Below are 17,392 nucleotides of genomic sequence, written 5' to 3' on the forward strand. Positions count from 1 at the left end.
GATGTTTATACGCTTCCGACATCCTGTACGACGCCGCTGACAGCCGGTGCGCCGGGGGCGAAACCGATTCGAAGCTGCGACATCCGCGCCCGTACACTGTGCGTCGTGACCGAGAACACTCAGCAGAGCAACCACAGCGCCCCCGAACTGCCGACTCAGTACACGCCGGCCGATGTAGAGGGGCCGCTGTACGAGCGCTGGGTAGAGCGGGGTTACTTCGAGGCGGACGAGAAGAGCGACAAGCCGCCGTACACCATCGTCATTCCGCCGCCGAACGTCACCGGCTCCCTGCACCTGGGGCACGCCTTCGAGCACACGCTGATCGACGCCCTCACCCGCCGCAAGCGCATGCAGGGTTACGAGACCCTGTGGCAGCCGGGCATGGACCACGCCGGTATCGCCACCCAGAACGTCGTCGAGCGCGAGCTCGCCAAGGAGGGCGTCTCCCGGCACGACCTGGGCCGTGAGGCGTTCGTCGAGCGGGTCTGGCAGTGGAAGAACGAGTCCGGCGGCCAGATCTCCGGCCAGATGCGCCGGCTCGGCGACGGCGTCGCCTGGTCGCGGGAGCGCTTCACCATGGACGAGGGCCTGTCCAAGGCCGTCCAGACGATCTTCAAGCGGCTCTACGACGACGAGTTGATCTACCGCGCCGAGCGCATCATCAACTGGTGCCCGCGCTGTCTGACCGCCATCTCGGACATCGAGGTGGAGTACCAGGACGACGACGGCGAGCTGGTCTCCATCCGGTACGGCGAGGGCGACAACTCCATCGTCGTCGCGACGACGCGGGCCGAGACGATGCTCGGGGACACCGCGGTCGCCGTCCACCCGGACGACGAGCGCTACGCCCATCTCGTCGGCACCGAGATCGAGTTGCCGCTGACCGGCCGCCGGATCCCGGTCGTCGCCGACGAGCACGTCGACCCGGAGTTCGGCACCGGCGCGGTCAAGGTCACCCCGGCCCACGACCCCAACGACTTCGAGATCGGCCGCCGGCACGACCTGCCCAACCTCGCCGTCCTCGACGAGCGCGGCGTCATCACGGCGCACGGTCCGTTCCAGGGCCTGGACCGTTTCGAGGCCCGGTCCGCGATCGTCGGTGCGCTGCGCGCCGAGGGCCGGATCGTCTCCGAGAAGCGCCCGTACACCCACTCCGTCGGCCACTGCTCGCGCTGCAAGACCACCATCGAGCCGCGGCTGTCGATGCAGTGGTGGGTCAAGGTCGGCCCGCTGGCGAAGGCCGCGGGTGACGCGGTCCGCGACGGCAAGGTCGCGATCCACCCCAAGGAGATGGAGTCCCGCTACTTCGGCTGGGTCGACAACCTCCACGACTGGTGCATCTCGCGGCAGCTGTGGTGGGGTCACCGCATTCCGGTCTGGTACGGGCCGAACGGCGAGGTCGTCTGCGTCGGACCGGACGACGAGGCGCCCAGCGGCGAGGGCTGGACGCAGGACACCGACGTCCTGGACACCTGGTTCTCCTCCGGGCTGTGGCCGTTCTCCACGCTCGGCTGGCCCGAGCAGACCCCGAGTGTCGGGAAGTTCTACCCGAACTCCGTCCTGGTCACCGGCTACGACATCCTCTTCTTCTGGGTCGCCCGGATGATGATGTTCGGGCTGTACGCGATGGACGGCACCCCGCCGTTCCACACCATCGCGCTGCACGGCATGGTCCGCGACCAGTTCGGCAAGAAGATGTCCAAGTCCTTCGGGAACGCGGTCAACCCGCTGGACTGGATGGACGCATACGGTTCCGACGCCGTCCGCTTCACCCTCGCCCGCGGCGCCAACCCCGGCGTCGACGTGCCGATCGGTGAGGACTGGGTCCAGGGATCCCGTAACTTCGCCAACAAGATCTGGAACGCCACCCGCTTCGCGCTGATGAACGGTGCGACGGTGGAGGGCGAACTCCCGCCCGCCGAGCAGCTGTCGGCGACCGACCGGTGGATCCTGTCCCGGCTGAACTCGGTCGTCGCCGAGGTCGATGCGTACTACGACGACTACCAGTTCGCGAAGCTGTCGGACACCCTCTTCCACTTCGCCTGGGACGAGGTCTTCGACTGGTACGTCGAGCTCTCCAAGACGACGTTCATGGCGGGCGGCCCGGCTGCCGACGCCTCGCGCCGGGTGCTGGGCGAGGTCCTGGACGTCACGCTGCGGCTGCTGCACCCGATCGTCCCGTTCGTCACCGAGACCCTGTGGACGGCGCTGACCGGTGGTGAGTCGGTCGTGATCGCCGACTGGCCCAAGGCGGTGCTCGTTGCCGGGGCCGACGCCCCGGGCGGCTTCCGGGACGAGGCGGCGGAGCGGGAGATCGAGACCGTCCAGCAGGTGGTGACCGAGGTCCGCCGCTTCCGCTCCGACCAGGGGCTGCAGCCCGGCCAGAAGGTCCCGGCGCAGCTGGAGCTGTCCGGTACGGCGCTGGCCGCGCACGAGGCCGCGATGCGCTCGCTGCTGCGGCTGCAGCCGGCCGGTGAGGGCTTCAGCGCCACCGCCTCGCTGCCGGTCGCGGGCGCGACGGTCGCGCTGGACCTGTCCGGTGCGATCGACGTCGAGGCCGAGCGCAAGCGGCTGACGAAGGACCTGGGCGCCGCCGAGAAGGAGAAGGCGCAGGCCACCGCCAAGCTCGGCAACGAGGCGTTCCTCGCCAAGGCGCCGGAGAAGGTCGTGGACAAGATCCGCGGCCGGCTGGAGGCCGCGGAGGCGGACATCGTCCGGATCACCGCCCAGCTGGCGGCCCTGCCCCAGGCGTAGGCGCGGGGCCCGGCCACGGCCCGGGATCCGGGCCGTGTGGGGGACCGTCGTGTGCAGGCCCCTCGTCCGTACGGGCGGGGGGCCTGCGCCGTCCCGGTCCCCGACGGCCCCGCTCACGTACCGGCCAGAGCAGGACATACGCCGTCGAGACGGTCACGAACGCCAGACGGATCAGACCCCGGGCGGCATCGTCGGGGACGGCGAAGACACTGCCGTAGAGGATCAGCAGGGCCAGCCAGCTCCACCAGGGGACCAGCCGGCGCTGGCCGATGACGTCCCACAGCAGGGTGCCGAGCAGCACCGACGCCGTGTAGTAGGTGTAGACGCTGGGGTCGAGGACGATGCGGGCGTTGGCGCCGAGCAGCACCACCGCCGCCCAGCGCCCCCGCCACACGGCTATCGAGCCCAGCGTCAGGCCGAGAGCGGCCTGGGCGGGGCGGTCCCAGCCCGGGGTCTCGGGGTCGCCGACGCCCAGCCAGCGCAGCGCGGACGCCGGATGGTTGGGGATGGCGAACTTCGCCGCGGCAAAGGACTGCGAGTCGCCGAGGAAGAACGGCAGCCACGCGAGGGCGACCAGGCCCGCGCACCACACCCCGGCGCGCAGCCACTTCTCCCTCGGCAGGGCGAGCAGCAGGGGGAGGAAGGCCAGGGCGGTGGGCTTGGAATCCATCGCCAGGGCCAGGCAGGCGCCGGTGAGCGCGGCGTTGCCCCGGGTGAGGGCGCGTACCGCGAGGGCGGTGAAGAACAGCGCGAGGACGTCGTCGAGATGCCCGAAGCGGACTCCCACCTCGATCCACATGGGGATGAAGGCCAGCCCGGCGATCAGTACGCGCTGCCGCAGCCGCTGGTGGTTGGTGCCGGTGCCCAGGAAGTGGTGGGCGGCGCTGCGGCCCGCCAGCACCACGATGACCAGGCCGAGCAGCGACATCAGCGCCGCGGCCAGGAACTGCCCGGTGGCCTCGGGGAAGGGGTTGAACAGGCCGGCCGTCAGAAAGCTGAGCGGGCCCATCTGGAGTTCGGGGTGGTGCGCGTAGAGGTTCAGCCCGCCGGAGCCGTCGCCCGCGTCGCCCTGGTAGATCAGTTCGCCACCGGAGCGCAGATAGTGCCAGGAGAAGCCGCCATGCGGTTCGACGACGACGAACCACAGCACCGTCCAGGCGGTGAGCAGTATCAAATGCATCCGCTGACTGATTGCCGGCACCCGTCCTCAGCTCCAGCCTTCCCGCGCGCTGCGTCGTGGTGATCTCGATCTCGGGGGCGCGTACAGCCCGCCGAGGAAGAGGGCGAACGGCGGCGGAAAGTTGTCCCGGAGGGGCCGGTCCGGCGGTTCTCATCGCGCTCTCATAAAGCCGGGGCACGGTGGAGCGGAATGCCGGAATGCCGGAATGCCGGAATGCCGGAAGCCCGCACCACCGCCCGTCCACCACCGAGGAGCCGCGCTCCATGAACAAGCCCCTGCGCCGGGCCTCGATCTTCTGCCTGGCCCTCATCGTCGCGCTGATGGGCTGGGCCACCTGGATCCAGGGCGCGAAGGCCGGCGAGTACAAGGAGGACCCGCACAATCCGCGGGTGGCGATCGGCAAGTACGCGGCGCCGCTGGGCAACATCCTCGTCGGCGGGGAGCCCGTGACCGGCTCCGCCCCCACCCCCTCCACGCTCAAGTACAAGCGGACCTACCAGGACGGCCGGCTCTACGCCCCGGTCACCGGCTTCACCTCGCAGATCTTCGGCCACAACCAGCTGGAGAGCCTTTACGGGGATCTCCTCGACGGTTCCGACAGCCGGCTGCAGAGCCCCGCCGACGCGCTGACCCGCACCCGGGCCAAGGGCGGCGACGTGGCCACCACCGTCGACCCCGCGGTGCAGAAGGCCGGCTACCGGGCGCTGGACGGCAAGAAGGGCGCCGCTGTCGCCATGGACCCGGCCACGGGGCGGATCCTGGGCATGGTCAGCACCCCCTCGTACGACCCGGGGAAGTTCGCGGGGTCGGAGGGGGCCGACCAGAAGGCCTGGAAGAAGATGTCCGCCGACCCGGACCACCCCGAGGTCAACCGGGCCCTGCGGCAGCCGCTGCCGCCCGGCTCCACCTTCAAGCTGGTGGTCGCCGCGGCCGCGCTGGACAACGGTCTGTACTCCTCGGTGGACGAGCCCACCCACAGCCCCGACCCGTACACCCTCCCGCACACCCGCACCAAGCTCACCAACGAGAACGCCTCCGCGCCCTGCAAGAACGCGGACATCCGCACCGCGCTCCAGTACTCCTGCAACACCGTCTTCGCGAAGATGGCCGTCGACCTGGGCAAGGACAAGGTGAAGGCGCAGGCCGAGAAGTTCGGCTTCAACGACGACAAGGTGGACACCCCGGTGCGGGCCGGCAAGAGCGTCTACCCCTCCGACATGGACGAGGCACAGACCGCGCTGTCCGGGATCGGCCAGTTCGACGACCAGGCGACCCCGCTGCACATGGCGATGGTCTCCTCGGCCCTCGCGAACGGCGGCGAGCTCAAGAAGCCGCAGCTGGTCGACAAGCTGACCGACGGCGGCGGGAACACCGTCCAGGACTTCGGGCCGTCGACCTACGGCGACGGGAAGGCCGTATCGGCGCATACGGCCCGGCAGCTGAAGTCGGCGATGCAGACGGTCGTGGACAAGGGCACCGGGTCCGGCGCGAAGATCGGCGGACTGACCGTCGGCGGCAAGACGGGCACCGCCCAGCACGGCGTCGACAACAGCGGTACGCCCTACGCCTGGTTCGTTTCGTACGCCGAGGACGGCAAGGGGCACCGGGTGGCGGTGGCCGTGATGGTCGAGGACGGGCATGCCGCCCGTAACGAGGTCTCGGGCAACGGCCTGGCGGCGCCGACCGCGCGGGCCATGATGAAGGCGGCACTGACGTAGGCGGCTCAGCCGTAGGCGAGGGGCGGCTCCGGCGTGCGGGTGCGGGTGCGGGGTCGGCGTACGGGCGGGGTGCGGGGTCGGCGTACGGGCGGGGTCCGGGGTCCGGTCGCGCAGGTCGCGCCGGCCGGGCCCCCGCCGGGCGGCGCGGTACCGGGGAAGGGCAACGCAGCGCACCGCTGTCACACGTGCCTCGTAGACTGGTCGGCGTGAGCGAGCGCCCCCAGAACGACGACCCCGACCCGAACGAAGCCTTCGACGACATGGTCGAGGCGGAGACCGAACGTGACCCGGATCTTGCGGTGATCGAGGCCGGCAGCCGGACCCTGCGTGCCCAGGCCGGGCCGCCGCAGGGGGACGGGATTCCTGCCCGCCCGGCCGACCCCGAGGTCGACCGTGCGCTGCGCGCCGTCGAGGACGAGCTGGCCGGCCGCTGGGGCGAGACCAAGCTCGACCCGTCGGTGCAGCGCATCGCGGCGCTGCTGGACATCCTCGGCGAACCACAGCGCGCCTACCCGTCCATCCACATCACGGGCACCAACGGCAAGACCAGCACCGCCCGCATGATCGAGTCCCTGCTGTCCGCCTTCGATCTGCGCACCGGCCGCTACACCAGCCCGCACGTCCAGTCGATCACCGAGCGGATCAGCCTGGACGCCGCCCCGATCTCCGCCGAGCGCTTCATCGAGACCTACCGGGACATCGCCCCGTACGTGGAGATGGTCGACTCCCAGCAGGAGTACCGCCTGTCCTTCTTCGAGGTGCTCACGGCGATGGCGTACGCCGCCTTCGCCGACAGCCCCGTGGACGTCGCGGTCGTCGAGGTCGGCATGGGCGGCACCTGGGACGCGACGAACGTCATCGACGGCGATGTCGCGGTGGTCACCCCGATCTCCCTGGACCACACCGACCGGCTGGGGGAGACGCCCGAGCAGATCGCCGGCGAGAAGTCCGGGATCATCAAGAAGGACGCCACGGTCGTGCTGGCGCAGCAGCCGGTGGACGCGGCGTCGGTGATGCTCAAGCGCGCGGTCGAGGTGGATGCCACGGTCGCCCGTGAGGGCATGGAGTTCGGGGTGCTCAGCCGCGAGGTCGCGGTCGGCGGTCAGATGCTGACGCTGCGCGGACTGGGCGGCGAGTACCCCGAGATCTTCCTGCCGCTGTACGGCGCCCACCAGGCGCACAACGCCGCGGTGGCGCTCGCCGCGGTCGAAGCGTTCTTCGGCGTCGGCTCGGACCACGCCCGCACGCTGGACATCGACACCATCCGCTCCGCGTTCGCCGCCGTCAGCTCGCCCGGCCGGATGGAGGTCGTGCGGCGCAGCCCGACGGTCGTGCTGGACGCGGCACACAACCCCGCGGGTGCGCGGGCGGCGGCCGAGGCGGTCACCGAGGCGTTCGGGTTCAGCCGGCTGGTGGGTGTCGTCGGGGCCAGCGGGGACAAGGACGTACGGGGCTTCCTGGAGGCGTTCGAGCCGATCTTCGCCGAGGTCGTGGTGACACGTAATTCCAGCCATCGTGCGATGGATCCCGATGAGCTGGCGGCCGTCGCCGTCGAGGTCTTCGGCGCCGAGCGGGTCCAGGTCGAGCCGCGGCTCGACGACGCCCTGGAGGCGGCGATCACCCTCGCCGAGGAAGAGGGCGAGTTCTCCGGGGCGGGTGTGCTGGTGACCGGCTCGGTGATCACGGTCGGCGAGGCCCGGCTGCTGATGGGGAGGAGCTGACCATGCGCACCCTGTGTGCGAGCACCCTGATAGGTGAATTCTTCGTGATCGGCTTCGCCGGCCTGGTCGCGATGCAGATGACCGACCTGCCGGCGGCCACGGTCTGGACGGTCAGCGGGATCGGAATGCTGCTGAGCATCCTGCTGTGCGGGATGCTGGCCCGCCCGGGTGGCGTCCAGCTCGGCTGGGTGCTGCAGCTCGCCTTGATCGCCAGCGGTTTCGTGGTCCCGACGATGTTCTTCCTGGGCGTGGTCTTCGCGGCCCTGTGGTGGGCGTCGGTCCACTTCGGCCGCAAGATCGATGAGGCGAAGGCCCGTTGGGCCGCGCAGGCCGAGGCGTCGGGCGAGCCGGCCTAGGGGAGGACCTCCGGCGCGGTTCCGGGCCCGTGCGGGAGGCCGGGGGCGGGGCCGCCCGGGGCCGGGTCACCCATGTAGCCTCAGTTCACCCGCTGACCATTGTTCATATCCAGGGAGTTCCTCCGTGAGCCAGCGCACCCTCGTCCTCCTCAAGCCCGACGCCGTCAAGCGCGGTCTGATCGGCGAGATTCTCGGCCGTATCGAGAGGAAGGCCGGTTGGACGATCAGTGCGCTGGAGCTGCGCAGCCTGGACCGCGCGCTTCTCGAACAGCACTACGCCGAGCACGTCGGCAAGCCGTTCTACGAGCCCCTGGTCGCCTTTATGTCCTCCGGACCGGTGGTCTCGATGGTCGTCGAGGGCGAGCGGGTGATCGAGGGCGTACGGATGCTCGCCGGTCCGACTGACCCGATTGCCGCGCCGGGTGGGTCCATTCGTGGGGACTTCGGAACGATCACCCGAGAGAATCTGATCCATGCGTCGGATTCCGAAGAGTCCGCAGAGCGTGAAATCAAGATTTTCTTCCCCGGCATCTCCTGACGAGTCGTCAGCTGTACACCCCTCGTGACCAGGGGCGACCGACGAAATCATCGGTCGCCCTTTGGTGTATACGACACGATCGGGGGAACGCATCACCGCGACACGACGTCACCATTAAGGGGGGCGGGTGCCTGTACGGCTGACAATGGCGGAACAGCCTCCCGACGTGTTCGAGTGGGCGCACTACGAACTACGATGGAGGCTTCCGCGCCGCACAGCGCATCACCTCCTGCCGACCTCCAGTAAGCATTCGCTCCAGTTGGGAAGGCCAGACGTATCCTCATGGGGAACAACATGTCGTTCATCGGCCGTGACATGGCTGTCGACCTCGGGACCGCCAACACGCTGGTGTACGTCAGGGGCCGCGGCATCGTCCTCAACGAGCCGTCGGTCGTGGCCATCAACACCAACACCGGCGGGATCCTCGCGGTAGGTGCTGAGGCGAAGAAGATGATCGGGCGCACGCCCGGCAACATCGTCGCCGTAAGGCCCCTGAAAGACGGCGTGATCGCCGATTTCGAGATCACCGAGCGGATGCTCCGCTACTTCATCCTCAAGATCCATAAGCGGCGCTATCTGGCCCGCCCGCGGGTCGTCGTGTGTGTCCCCTCCGGCATCACCGGAGTGGAGCGCCGCGCGGTCATCGAGGCCTCGACCCAGGCCGGCGCCCGCCAGGTCCACATCATCGAGGAGCCGATGGCCGCCGCGATCGGGTCCGGCCTGCCGGTCCACGAGGCCACCGGCAACATGGTCGTGGACATCGGCGGCGGTACCACCGAGGTCGCGGTCATCTCGCTCGGCGGCATCGTCACCGCCCAGTCCATCCGGGTGGCCGGCGACGAACTCGACAACGCGATCATCCAGCACATCAAGAAGGAGTACAGCCTTCTGCTGGGCGAGCGCACCGCCGAGAGCATCAAGATCACCATCGGTTCGGCGTACGATCTCGAACAGGACGAGCACACCGAGATCCGCGGCCGTGACCTGGTCTCCGGCCTGCCGAAGACCGTCGTCATCTCGGCCGCCGAGGTCCGCAAGGCCATCGAGGAGCCGGTCAACTCCATCGTCGACGCCGTCAAGACGACGCTCGACAAGTGCCCGCCGGAGCTCTCCGGCGACGTCATGGACCGCGGCATCGTGCTCACCGGAGGCGGCGCCCTGCTCCGCGGCCTCGACGAGCGGCTGCGCCGCGAGACCGGTATGCCCATCCACATCGCCGAGGACCCGCTCGACTCCGTCGCGCTCGGCTCCGGCAAGTGCGTCGAGGAGTTCGAGGCGCTCCAGCAGGTCCTCGACTCCCAGCCGCGCAGGTAGCACGGCCCGGGTCCCGATCCGCGCCGCGGCCGCCGAGCGGCGTCCGCGGCGGTCGGGACCCCTGGCGACCGCGGCCGGTCAGCCCGGCGGATCGCTGGTATACAGGCACAACATCCCGACAGACACGGTGCACTGACGCTTCACCATCCGGCACCGTCATATCAGGCACAACGCTCAACTCCCGAACGAGACCGGCGGGGCCCGCAGCCGGCCGGTCCTACGAGGAAGGACACGGCTGCCGCACGTGAGGGACACACGAGAGAGCCGGCTGCTGCTGGTGCTGCTGGTCGCGATCGCGTTCGCGCTGATCACGGTTGATATCCGCGGCGGCGAACAGTCCCCGCTCGATGGTGCCCGGCAAGCCGCCGCCTCTGCCTTCGGCCCGGTCGAAGGCGGCGTGGCCCGCGTCGTCAATCCGGTCGGCAACGCCATCGGTGCCGTGCGGGACTCCGGCAGCCGGCACAACCGGATCAGCACGCTGGAGCACGAGAACGAGGCGCTGAAGGCCAAGCTCGGCTCCTCCGACCGGAACCGCAGCCGCGCCGCCGAGCTCGACAAGATCCTCAAGACCGCGGGCACCGGCCAGTACGGCATCAAGGGTGCCCAGGTCATCGCCATCGGCTCGGCCCAGGGCTTCTCCTGGACCGTCACCATCGACGCCGGCCGCCGTGACGGCATCGCCCGCGATATGACCGTGCTCAACGGCGACGGTCTGGTCGGCCGGGTCACCACCGTCGGCGCCGACACCTCCACCGTCCTGCTGGCCGCCGACCCCGACTTCACCGTCGGCACCCGGATGGAGAAGACCAACGAGATCGGCTTCGCCAACGGGCAGGGCGTCAGTTCGCTGCGCGTTCAGCTCCTCAATGGCAAGGCCAACATCAAGCGGGGCGACCGCCTGGTCACCTTCGGCTCCAGCAGGGACAAGCCGTTCGTGCCCGGGGTGCCCGTCGGCAAGGTCGTCAAGGTCGAGCCGTCCAACGGCGATCTGACCCGTAACCTCCAGGTCCGGCCTTTCGTCTCGTTCTCCCAGCTCGACATCGTCGGCGTGGTCGTCGCACCGCCCCGCCAGGACCCGCGCGACACCGTCCTGCCGCCTGCGCCCGCGAAGCCCAAACCGACGCCGACGGTCACCGTCACGGCCACCCCCTCCGCGAGCGCTTCTCCCAGGAGCTGACCGATGCGCATCAACCGGATCCTGCTCTCGGCCCCGCTGGTGGTCGTCGCCCTCGTCATCCAGGTCACCATTCTCGCCAGACTCCAACTTCCCGGTGCGGTACCGGACCTGCTGCTGCTCGTCGTGGTCGGCCTGGCGCTGGTCTACGGCCATGTCGGCGGCGCGCTGATCGGCTTCTTCGCCGGGCTGCTGGCCGACCTCGCCCCGCCGTCCGACCACGCCATCGGCCGCTATGCGCTGGTGCTCTGCGTCATCGGCTATGCCGCGGGCCTGACCAGGCCCGAATCGGGCCGGCACCGCTCGGCGACGCTCCCGCTGCTCGTCGTCCTCGGTGCCGCCGTCGGCTCGACGCTGATGTACGCCGGAGTCGGCTCGCTGGTCGGTGACACCGCCGCCCGCCACGTCGGCATCGTCGGACTGCTGCTCAGCGCCACCCTCTACGACCTGCTGCTGGCCCCCTTCACGGTTCCTCTGGTGATGGCGCTGGCGCGGAGAACCGAGGGCGATCTGCTGGCCGGCGACAGCTCCGGCAGCCAGAGCGGCGGGGCCGGCAGCCGCGACGCGGGATACGGCTGGCTCACCACCGGTACGGGCCTCAAGGCCAGCCGCGGCGCCATGAAATCCCTGCGCACGGGGACGGGCATCGGCAGCCAGCGCGGCAGTCTGCTCGGCAAGTCGGCCCGCGACAAGGTGGGCCGCATCAAGGGGGTCAAGCGACTGTGACGCCCGCTCTCCTTCCGATCACCACCCCTCGTGGAGGCGCTGCGCGCCATGAGTAATCTCCCGGAAACCCGGACCTCCCGGGTCAGCGTCCGGCTCATCGCGATCCAGATCCTGGTCTTCTCCCTGCTGCTCACCCTTGGCGGCCGGCTCTGGTATCTGCAGATCCGCAACGGCCAGGAGTACGCCACCGAGGCGAAGAACAACCACGTCCAGCAGGTCATCGAGCCCGCCACCCGCGGCTCGATCCTCGATGCCCGCGGGGTGCCGCTGGCCGACAACCAGACCCGCCTGGTCGTCTCCGCGAGCCGTACCGAGCTGCTGAAGATGAAGGACGACGGCAAGGCCGTACTCGGCCGGCTGGCCAAGGTGCTCGGGATGTCCGAGAAGGAGATCCGCAACAAGGTCCGGCTGTGCGACGCCAAGACCCCGCAGCCCTGCTGGAACGGGTCGCCGTACCAGCCGATCCCGATCACCGACGAGGCCACCACCCAGCAGGCCCTCCAGATCCGCGAACGCTCCGAGGCGTTCCCCGGTATCAGCGCCGAACCCACCGCCGTGCGCCGCTACGCCGAGCCCGGCAACGCCAACACCGCCCAGGTGCTCGGCTACCTCTCGCCGGTGACCGACGAGGAGATCAACAAGGCCAAGAACACCCGCTCGCCGTTCCTGCGCTCCGACCAGATCGGCCGGTCCGGTCTGGAGCGTACGTACGACCGCTATCTGCGCGGCAAGGCCGCCGTCACCCGCTACGAGGTCGACAACCTCGGCCGGGTCATCGGCCAGGCCAAGAGCGAGAAGGGCCAGGGCGGCGCAAGCGTCGTCACCAGCATCGACGCACGCGTGCAGGCCATAGCGGAGAAGCAGCTCGAACAGGCCATGAAGGACGCCCGCAAGGTGCACGACAAGAACACCGGCACCAACTACAAGGCCGACTCGGGCGCCGTGGTCGTGATGGAAGCCAAGACCGGCCGGGTGGTGGCGATGGCCTCCAACCCCAGCTACGACCCCAACGCCTGGGTCGGCGGCATCTCCGGCAAGGACTACGCCCACCTCACCGGCAAGGACTCCAACTACCCGCTGCTGAACCGTGCCATCCAGGGGCAGGCCGCCCCCGGCTCGATCTTCAAGGTCATCTCGACCTCGGCCGCGATCAACGCGGGCTATGACTTCAACGGCCACTACCCCTGCACCAGCTCGTACAGCATCGGCGGCCAGGTCTTCAAGAACTTCGAGGGCGAGGGCCACGGCGACATCAGCCTGGGCCGGGCGCTGGAGGTCTCCTGCGACACCGTCTTCTACCGCCTTTCGCACGACGAGTGGAAGAAGGACGGCGGGGACAAGCCCAAGAAGGACCCCAACGACTGGTTCTACAAGACCGCCCACCAGTTCGGTCTCGGCAAGGAGACCGGCATCGACCTTCCCAACGAGGTCACCGGCCGGGTCCCCGACCGCAAGTGGAAGAACGACTTCTGGAAGGCCAACAAGGCCGGCTGGTGCGAGCAGGCCAAGGCCTGGCCGAAGAAGAAGGACTTCGGTACCAAGCTCGCCCGTGAGGGCTGCCTCGAAGGCATGAAGCTGCACGCCTACGACTCCATCAACTACGCCATCGGCCAGGGCGACACCCTCGTCACACCGATCCAGATGGCGACCATCTACGGCGCGATCGCCAACGGCGGCACGCTCTACAACCCGACCGTCGGCAAGGCCGTCGTCAGCCCCGACGGCAAGAAGGTGCAGCAGATCAGGCCCACGCCGCACGGCAAGCTGCCGGACACCCCCAAGACGCTCCGGCAGATCGATTCCGCGCTGGCGGGTGTGGCCACCCGCGGTACCGCCGCCTGGCGCTTCCAGGGCTGGCCGCAGGACAAGATTCCGATGCACGCCAAGACCGGTACCGCCGAGGTCTACGGGAAGCAGACCACCTCGTGGTTCGCGACGTACACCAAGGACTACACGATCGTCATGACGATCGCCCAGGGTGGTACCGGCTCCGGCGCCTCCGGTCCGGCCGTGCGCAACATCTACAACGCGCTGTACGGAGTCGACGACAAGGGGGGTATCAACCCCAAGGCCGCCCTGCTGCCGAAGCCCCAGGGCTCGCTCCCCAAGATCGAGGGTGACGGGAGCATCGAGGCTCAGCCCATCAAACCGTATGTCCTGCCGTCGCCGTCGCCGTCCGCATCGGAGAGCCCCCAGTGACGACCAGCCATACCTCCCGGGCGTTCTCGATCCGCCGCTACACCCCCGAGCTCGGCACCTGGGGCAAGCTGACGGCGCGCGATTCGGTGCTGCGCAAGCTGGACTGGATGCTGCTGCTGTCCTGCCTGGTGCTGTCGCTGATGGGGTCGCTGCTGGTCTTCTCCGCCACCCGCAACCGCACCGAGCTCAACCACGGCGACGAGTACTACTACTTCCTGCACCATCTGCTGAATCTCGGCATCGGCCTGGCGCTGGCCGCCGGCACGATCTGGCTGGGGCACCGCACCCTGCGCGGCGCGGTCCCGATCCTGTACGCCCTGTCGGTCGGGCTGGCGCTGCTGGTCCTGACGCCACTGGGCGCCACCATCAACGGTTCGCGTTCCTGGCTGGCGATTCCCGGCGGCTTCTCGCTCCAGCCCGCCGAGTTCGCGAAGATCACCATCACGCTCGGCATGGCGATGATCCTGGCGTCCCGGGTCGATGCGGGGGACCGCGCGAACCCCGGCCACCGCACCGTCGTCCAGGCCCTCGGTCTGGCCGCCGTCCCCGTCGCCGTGATCATGCTGATGCCCGACCTCGGCTCGGTCATGGTGCTCGGCGCCGTCATCCTGGGCGTACTGCTCTCCTCCGGCGCCTCCAACCGCTGGATCCTCGGGCTGGCCGGCACCGGCGTCGTGGGCTGTGTCGCCATCTGGCAGCTCGGCCTGCTGGACGCCTACCAGATCGCCCGCTTCGCCGCGTTCGCCAACCCGAGCCTTGATCCGGCCGGTGTCGGCTACAACACCAACCAGGCCCGGATCGCGATCGGCGGCGGCGGACTGACCGGCTCCGGGCTCTTCCACGGCAGCCAGACCACCGGCCAGTTCGTCCCCGAGCAGCAGACGGACTTCATCTTCACCGTCGCCGGTGAGGAGCTCGGCTTCCTGGGCGCGGGGCTGATCATCGTGCTGCTCGGTGTCGTCCTGTGGCGCGCCTGCCGGATCGCGCGCGAGTCCACCGAGCTCTACGGCACGATCGTCGCCGCCGGCATCATCGCGTGGTTCGCCTTCCAGTCCTTCGAGAACATCGGTATGACCCTCGGCATCATGCCCGTCACCGGACTCCCCCTGCCGTTCGTCTCCTACGGCGGCACCTCCATGTTCGCGGTCTGGATCGCGATCGGGCTGCTCCAGTCGATCCGCGTCCAGCGCCCCCTGTCGGCCTCGCGCTGACGCCGCCTTCCGGCTTGAGCTGTACCGCACTGCTTGCGGTGTGCCTCCCTGCTTGAAGCGCACTTCACTGCTTGAGATGCAGCTCGAACCACAGCGAGGTGGGCCGGGGCAGGTCCTCGGGTGGCGTCGCGCCCCAGTCGTCGGCGAGGCGGCCGGTCAGCAGCAGCCCGTAATCGTCCGGCTGCTCGCCGGGCGCCGGGCGCGGAATCCGGGCCGGTGCCGCGTCGTGCACACTGATCCGCAGCCCGTGCCCGGCGGTCAGCATCCGCAGCAGGATGTCCGCCGTCCGCGGGGTGTGCAGATGGGCGCGGGTCACCGCCTCCGAGGTGAGCAGCACGGCGGTGTCGAGGAGTGGGGAGAGTGCGGTCCGGCGCAGTACGGCGCGGACGAAATCGCGGGCGGCCTTCGGGGCGGTGGGTGTGCTCGGCGCGGTGAGAACGTACGGGCGGGCGCCTGCCGAGACGCGGACGGGTGTCCGGGTGACGGGCGCGGTTGAGGGGTGCACGGGTGTCTCCCTCCCCTGGGGGCGAGTGAGCGTCGATCGATGTGCCTGCTTGATTTCCACTCTGCGCACTCGGTTCGTCACACAGAGTAACCCACTTTGCGTGGGTGGCGCTACCCGCTGCTGCGGCGCCCGCCCGCGGTGCGGCGGTTCCCCGTACGGCTCCCCGTACGGCTCCCCGTACGGCTCCCCGTCCGGGCGGGTGGCCCCGGCCGGGATGGGTGGCTAGCCTCGATGCATGGCGGACACCGTGCGGGAAATCGAACGGAAGTACGAGGTTGACGGCGGTGCGCGGCTGCCCGACCTGGTCGGCGTCGGCCGGGTCGCCACCGTGGCGGAATCAGGCGTCGAGGATCTTGACGCCCGCTACTTCGACACTCCTGACCAGCGCCTCGCCGCCGACGCCATCACGCTGCGCAGACGCACCGGCGGCAGGGATGCGGGCTGGCACCTGAAGCTGCCGGTCGCGCCGGGCGTCCGGGACGAAGTGCGGGCGCCGCTGTCCGATACGCCGCCCCCGGAGCTGACCGCGCTCGTCCGGTCGCGGGTGCTGGACCGGGAGCTGGTTCCCCTCGTGCGGCTGCGGACACGGCGCACGGTCCGGGTGCTGCGGGATGCCGCGGGCGCACCACTCGCGGAGCTGGCGGTGGACGAGGTGCACGCGCAGCGGGCGGAGAAGTCCGCACAGGGCGGAGCGGGCACGGCCGGGGCCCGGTGGCGCGAGATCGAGGTGGAGCTGCTCGGGGGCGGCGACAGCGCATTGCTGGACGAGGTCGGCCGGGCGCTGGTCGCGGCCGGGGCGCGCCCCGCCGCATCGGCGTCGAAGCTGGCGCGGGCGCTCGCCGAGACGGGCCTGGAGCGCGAGCGCCCCGCGCCCCCCGGTGCGGGGCCGGACGCGCCTCGCCCCCGAGGCGCCGGCAAGGGCGGAGGCAAGGCCATGGTGAAGGACACGGGCAGCGGCAGGGACGGCCACAGCGGCAAGGTCAAAGGCAAGGACCAGCCCAAGCCCAAGACCCAGCCCAAGCCCAAGCCCAAGCAGGGTAAGGACAAGGGCGCGGACGCCGGGCACAAGACGCAGCCCACCGCCGGAGACGTGGTGCTGCGGTACGTCCGCGAGCAGGTACGGGTGATCATCGAGCTGGATCCGGCGGTACGGCGCGATCTGCCCGACTCGGTACACCGGATGCGGGTCGCCACCCGCCGGCTGCGCAGCGCCTTCCGCTCGTACACGAAGGTGCTCGACCGCGCCGCCACCCGGCCCGTCGGCCTGGAGCTGAAGTGGCTGGCGGCGGAGCTGGGGGTGGACCGGGACCGGGAGGTGCTGACCGCGCGACTGCAGCACGCGCTGGCCGAGGTGCCCCGGACGCTGCGGCTCGGCCCGGTGGCCGCCCGGCTGCGCATCTGGTCCGAGCGGCGCCGTACCGGCGCGCGCAGGGAAGTGCTCTCCGTACTGGACGGACCCCGCTATCTGGAGCTGCTGAAGACCCTGCACGCCCTCCTGGAGGCGCCGCCGCTGCGCCCGGCCGCGGACGGGCCGGCGCCCGAGGTGGTGGCCGGGGCCGTACTGAGGGACTACCGGCGGCTGGCCCGCCGGGTGGAGGCCGCGCTGGCGGCCCCGGCCGGGCGGGCGCGGGACGAGGCGCTGCACGGCGCCCGCAAGGCCGCCAAGCGGACGCGGTACGCGGCGGAGGCGGCCCGTCCGGCGCTCGGCCGGCCCGCGAAGAAGTTCGCCCGGCGGATCAAGCGGGTGCAGCAGCTGCTGGGCGATCACCAGGACGGCGTGGTGGCGCGCGGGGCGCTGCGCGAGCTGGCCACCCAGGCACAGCGGGCCGGTGAGGGCGGCTTCACCTTCGGTCTGCTCTACGGGCACGAGGAGGCCCGGGCGACGGACCGGGAACGGGAGCTGCCGCGCCTGTGGAAGAAGGTCTCGCGGCGCAAGCACCGGGCCGCGCTCCGGCCGTGAGCGCACGACGGCCGGTCGCGTGACCGCATGGCGGCC

At 70.2% G+C, this 17,392-nt stretch carries 13 protein-coding genes; 11 read left to right on the forward strand and 2 right to left on the reverse strand.

Going from position 1 to position 17,392, the window contains the following annotated elements; all coding sequences use genetic code 11:
• The first annotated feature begins 105 nt into the window (after window positions 1–105).
• On the forward strand, window positions 106–2,754 hold the full coding sequence (locus tag ACF088_RS11765; RefSeq protein WP_392375495.1) for a valine--tRNA ligase: 2,649 nt from the start codon (window positions 106–108) through the stop codon (window positions 2,752–2,754).
• Here the strand turns inward: ACF088_RS11765 and ACF088_RS11770 are convergent.
• Window positions 2,720–3,934 carry a hypothetical protein gene (locus ACF088_RS11770; RefSeq protein WP_392375496.1) on the reverse strand — a complete coding sequence of 405 codons (1,215 nt, stop codon included), beginning with the start codon at window positions 3,932–3,934 and terminating at the stop codon, window positions 2,720–2,722. The two genes, ACF088_RS11765 and ACF088_RS11770, sit on opposite strands and share 35 nt — an antisense overlap.
• 263 nt (window positions 3,935–4,197) lie before the next feature.
• Here ACF088_RS11770 and ACF088_RS11775 point away from each other — a divergent pair, with 263 nt between their 5' ends.
• The 9 genes from ACF088_RS11775 (at window position 4,198) to ACF088_RS11815 (ending at window position 14,891) form a co-directional block, all read left to right on the forward strand.
• Window positions 4,198–5,652: a peptidoglycan D,D-transpeptidase FtsI family protein gene (locus ACF088_RS11775; protein ID WP_392375498.1), complete on the forward strand. Its 1,455-nt coding sequence runs from the start codon at window positions 4,198–4,200 to the stop codon at window positions 5,650–5,652.
• Between the two features lie 206 nt (window positions 5,653–5,858).
• Window positions 5,859–7,373 (forward strand): bifunctional folylpolyglutamate synthase/dihydrofolate synthase, encoded by a 1,515-nt coding sequence (locus ACF088_RS11780; RefSeq protein ID WP_392375499.1) that lies wholly within the window; start codon window positions 5,859–5,861, stop codon window positions 7,371–7,373.
• A gap of 2 nt (window positions 7,374–7,375) precedes the next feature.
• A complete protein-coding gene (locus tag ACF088_RS11785; RefSeq protein WP_392375500.1) occupies window positions 7,376–7,729 on the forward strand; it encodes a DUF4233 domain-containing protein in 354 nt (117 codons plus the stop codon).
• Between the two features lie 124 nt (window positions 7,730–7,853).
• Window positions 7,854–8,267 (forward strand): nucleoside-diphosphate kinase, encoded by a 414-nt coding sequence (ndk, locus tag ACF088_RS11790; RefSeq protein ID WP_392375501.1) that lies wholly within the window; start codon window positions 7,854–7,856, stop codon window positions 8,265–8,267.
• Between the two features lie 294 nt (window positions 8,268–8,561).
• Window positions 8,562–9,581: a rod shape-determining protein gene (locus tag ACF088_RS11795; RefSeq protein WP_003985182.1), complete on the forward strand. Its 1,020-nt coding sequence runs from the start codon at window positions 8,562–8,564 to the stop codon at window positions 9,579–9,581.
• Between the two features lie 244 nt (window positions 9,582–9,825).
• Window positions 9,826–10,758 (forward strand): rod shape-determining protein MreC, encoded by a 933-nt coding sequence (mreC, locus tag ACF088_RS11800; protein WP_392375502.1) that lies wholly within the window; start codon window positions 9,826–9,828, stop codon window positions 10,756–10,758.
• 3 nt (window positions 10,759–10,761) lie between these two features.
• Window positions 10,762–11,481: a rod shape-determining protein MreD gene (gene mreD / locus ACF088_RS11805; protein WP_392375503.1), complete on the forward strand. Its 720-nt coding sequence runs from the start codon at window positions 10,762–10,764 to the stop codon at window positions 11,479–11,481.
• Window positions 11,482–11,529: 48 nt separating this feature from the next.
• Window positions 11,530–13,680 (forward strand): penicillin-binding protein 2, encoded by a 2,151-nt coding sequence (gene mrdA, locus ACF088_RS11810; protein WP_392375505.1) that lies wholly within the window; start codon window positions 11,530–11,532, stop codon window positions 13,678–13,680.
• Window positions 13,681–13,709: 29 nt separating this feature from the next.
• Window positions 13,710–14,891, forward strand: coding sequence for an FtsW/RodA/SpoVE family cell cycle protein (locus ACF088_RS11815; RefSeq protein ID WP_392375592.1), 1,182 nt, complete (start codon window positions 13,710–13,712; stop codon window positions 14,889–14,891).
• A 64-nt stretch (window positions 14,892–14,955) separates the two neighbouring features.
• Here the strand turns inward: ACF088_RS11815 and ACF088_RS11820 are convergent, their stop codons facing one another.
• Window positions 14,956–15,396, reverse strand: coding sequence for an ATP-binding protein (locus ACF088_RS11820; protein WP_392375507.1), 441 nt, complete (start codon window positions 15,394–15,396; stop codon window positions 14,956–14,958).
• Between the two features lie 235 nt (window positions 15,397–15,631).
• Here ACF088_RS11820 and ACF088_RS11825 point away from each other — a divergent pair, with 235 nt between their 5' ends.
• The gene (locus ACF088_RS11825) at window positions 15,632–17,356 is read left to right on the forward strand and encodes a CHAD domain-containing protein (RefSeq protein WP_392375508.1); all 1,725 of its coding nucleotides are present in this window, start codon (window positions 15,632–15,634) and stop codon (window positions 17,354–17,356) included.
• Window positions 17,357–17,392: the final 36 nt, after the last annotated feature.

It is taken from the genome of Streptomyces sp. NPDC015125 (assembly GCF_043080045.1).
Lineage (GTDB): Bacteria > Actinomycetota > Actinomycetes > Streptomycetales > Streptomycetaceae > Streptomyces.

Bases quoted from the DNA above. Each gene is read 5' to 3' on its own strand.
- ACF088_RS11770 (WP_392375496.1), bottom strand. From the start codon at position 3,934: ATGCATTTGATACTGCTCACCGCCTGGACGGTGCTGTGGTTCGTCGTC.
- ACF088_RS11775 (WP_392375498.1), top strand. From the start codon at position 4,198: ATGAACAAGCCCCTGCGCCGGGCCTCGATCTTCTGCCTGGCCCTCATC.
- ACF088_RS11785 (WP_392375500.1), top strand. From the start codon at position 7,376: ATGCGCACCCTGTGTGCGAGCACCCTGATAGGTGAATTCTTCGTGATC.
- ACF088_RS11795 (WP_003985182.1), top strand. From the start codon at position 8,562: ATGTCGTTCATCGGCCGTGACATGGCTGTCGACCTCGGGACCGCCAAC.
- mreD (WP_392375503.1), top strand. From the start codon at position 10,762: ATGCGCATCAACCGGATCCTGCTCTCGGCCCCGCTGGTGGTCGTCGCC.
- mrdA (WP_392375505.1), top strand. From the start codon at position 11,530: ATGAGTAATCTCCCGGAAACCCGGACCTCCCGGGTCAGCGTCCGGCTC.
- ACF088_RS11825 (WP_392375508.1), top strand. From the start codon at position 15,632: ATGGCGGACACCGTGCGGGAAATCGAACGGAAGTACGAGGTTGACGGC.